Consider the following 2,812-nt stretch of genomic DNA (forward strand, 5'->3'; position numbering starts at 1 on the left):
ATGGCGGAGGAGGACCCGGGCTGCTTCGCGGGTGTGCGGGAGGTGATCACCGGCGGTGACGTGATCTCCCCGACCGCGGTCCAGCGGGTGCTGGAAAAGTGCCCCGACACCGTCGTGCGCTGCGCCTACGGCCCCACCGAGACCACGCTGTTCGCCACCCAGGCTCCCTGGACCGACGCTGACGAGGTGCCGGCGCCCATACCCGTCGGGCAACCGCTGGACGGCATGCGCGCCTACATCCTCGATGAAACCCTGACGCTCGCCCCGGCAGGAACCACCGCCGAACTCTATCTGGCGGGTGCGGGGTTGGCCCGGGGCTACTTCGGGCGGCCGGACCTGACGGCGGAGCGGTTCGTGGCCGATCCCCTCGGTCCTGCGGGCAGCCACATGTACCGCACCGGGGACCTCGCCCGCTGGTCGGGCGATGGCCTGCTGGAGTTCGTCGGCCGCGTCGACGACCAGGTAAAGATCCGCGGCTTCCGCATCGAACTCGGCGAGATAGAAACGGTGTTGAGCCGCTTCCCGGGGCTCGCGCAGGTCGCGGTCATAGCCCGGGAGGACCGGTCGGGCGACAAGGGCCTCGTGGGCTACCTGGTGGCCGAGGCCGGCACCGACACCCCGGACACCGAGGCCCTGCGCGCGCACGCGGCCGGCCTCCTGCCGGAGTACATGGTGCCCTCCGCGTTCGTGGTTCTCGACCGACTCCCGCTGACCACCAACGGCAAACTGGACCGACGGGCCCTCCCCGCCCCGGACCTGCCGACGAAGGCCGGAGCCGGACGCGGTCCGCGCACCCCGCGGGAGGAGATCCTGTGCGGACTGTTCGCCGAGGTCCTGGGCGTTCCCACGGTAGGAATCGACGACAGCTTCTTCGAGTTGGGCGGCCACTCCCTGCTGGCGACCCGCCTGGCCAGCCGGATCCGGTCGATCCTGGGCGTGAAGCTCTCGATTCACAAGCTGCTCAAAACCCCCACCGTGGCCGCTCTGTCGAACCTGGGCCAGGCGGACAGCGAGGAGCAGGACAGCGCACTGGAACCCGTGCTGAGCCTGCGGTCGGTCGGCAGCCGTTCGCCGTTGTTCTGCGTGCACCCCGGAGGCGGCATGGCCTGGTGCTACGCCGGGCTGCTGCGCTACGTCCCGAGGGAGCACCCGGTGTACGGGCTCCAGGCCCGTGGTCTGGCCGCGGACGAGCCGTTCCCCGCCGATCTGGATGAGCTGGTCGAGGACTACCTCGGCCAGATCCGGGCGATCCAGCCGTCCGGCCCGTACGCCCTCCTGGGCTGGTCGTTCGGCGGCAAGGTCGCCCACAACCTCGCGGCCCGCCTCCAGCAGGAGGGCGAGCAGGTGTCCCTGCTGGCTGTGCTCGATGCCGGTACCGGAGGACACGCCAGCGCGGACAGCACGCGCAGCCAGCGCGATCTCCTGGAGCTCGCGTTCGACGGCATCGGGGCCTTCCACGCCGAACCGGGCGACGACCCGATCGAGATGCCACGCATCCTCGAGATCCTCGCGTCCCACGGCGGAACACTGGCCGGCCTTGAGGAACGGACCGTGGCCGCTCTCATCGACATCACGGAGAACAACCTCAAGATCAGCCGGGTAACGGGCCCCGAGCACTTCGACGGCGACATGCTCTTCTTCGAGGCGGCCGGGCGGGACGGTGCGTCCACCGGACTCGCGGAGGTGTGGGAACCGTATGTGAGCGGCCACATCGAACGGCACGTGACCCCTTTCAAGCACATGCAGATGATGAGTTCGGATGCGCTCGCGGACATTGCCCCGGTTCTGGCTCGCGCGCTGAAGAAGCAGTCCTGATGAACGAAGCAGGCAAGGAGCCCTTGATGTCCGACAAACCGACGTCCAACAGGTCGAGGCTGCACCGCGGGCGGGTACTGCGCGTCGAGTGGGTGACCCCGCACATGGCCAGGGTCGTACTGGGCGGTGAGGGCCTGCAAGGGTTCTCCGCCGGGCAGTACACCGATCACTACATCAAGTTGATCTTCCCTCTGGAGCACGTGCGGTACCCCGAGCCGTTCGACATCTCGGCCATTCGCCAGGACTTCCCCCAGGACCAGTGGCCCAAGACCCGTACGTACACGGTCCGTCGGTGGGATCCGGACGCCGTCGAACTGTCCGTGGACTTCGTCTATCACGGTGAACGTGGTCTGGCCGGTCCCTGGGCGGCGAAGGTCAAGCCGGGGGAGGAGATCTACTTCATCGGTCCCGGCGGCGGCTACTCGCCCAGGGCGGAGGCCGATTGGCACCTTTTCATCGGAGACGAGAGCGTCCTGCCGGCGATCGGGGCTTCCCTGGAGGCGCTGCCGTCGGGAGCGGTCGCCAAAGCGTTCATCGAGGTCTCCGGTCCGGAGGAGGAGCAGGAGATCCGGACATCGGCGGATGCCGAGATCGTGTGGCTGCACCGTGGGGAGCGCCAGCTCGGTGACTCGCTCCAAGAGGCCGTCTCCGCCCTGGACTTCCCGACCGGCACGGTGGACGCCTTTGTCCACGGTGAGGCGCACTTCGTGAAGGCGATTCGGCATCACCTGCGGGTGGAGCGCGGCCTGACACGCGATCAGGTGTCCATTTCCGGCTATTGGCGACGCGGGGCGGACGAGGAAGGCTGGCAGTCCTCGAAGTCCGAGTGGAACCGTGACGTGGAGGACGCGCCCCCGGCGTAGTCCTCGTGCGTCGTGCGCCTCGAACGTGGCGTTGATCGGGTCGCACCGTAGCTGTCCAAAGAATCCATTCTCGGGAGAATCGTGAAAGTCACCAGCAAAGAGAAGGCGCCTCAGCCGCGGTTGGGGAGCAGTTT

2 protein-coding genes are annotated in these 2,812 nt (G+C 68.2%); both read left to right on the top strand.

All coding sequences use genetic code 11. The features are described 5' to 3' along the window. A partial coding sequence (locus AB0C62_RS42040) for an alpha/beta fold hydrolase (protein ID WP_362982580.1) occupies window positions 1–1,815 on the top strand: 1,815 nt, incomplete at its 5' end. A gap of 26 nt (window positions 1,816–1,841) precedes the next feature. After that, window positions 1,842–2,678, top strand: a complete 837-nt coding sequence (locus AB0C62_RS42045) for a siderophore-interacting protein (RefSeq protein ID WP_362982582.1) — start codon at window positions 1,842–1,844, stop codon at window positions 2,676–2,678. Window positions 2,679–2,812 lie beyond the last annotated feature (134 nt).

This window comes from Streptomyces sp. NPDC048643 (assembly GCF_040650615.1).
In the GTDB taxonomy this organism is placed as follows: domain Bacteria; phylum Actinomycetota; class Actinomycetes; order Streptomycetales; family Streptomycetaceae; genus Streptomyces.

Excerpts from the sequence above, each read along its gene's own strand:
- AB0C62_RS42045 (WP_362982582.1), top strand. The coding sequence starts at position 1,842 with ATGTCCGACAAACCGACGTCCAACAGGTCGAGGCTGCACCGCGGGCGG.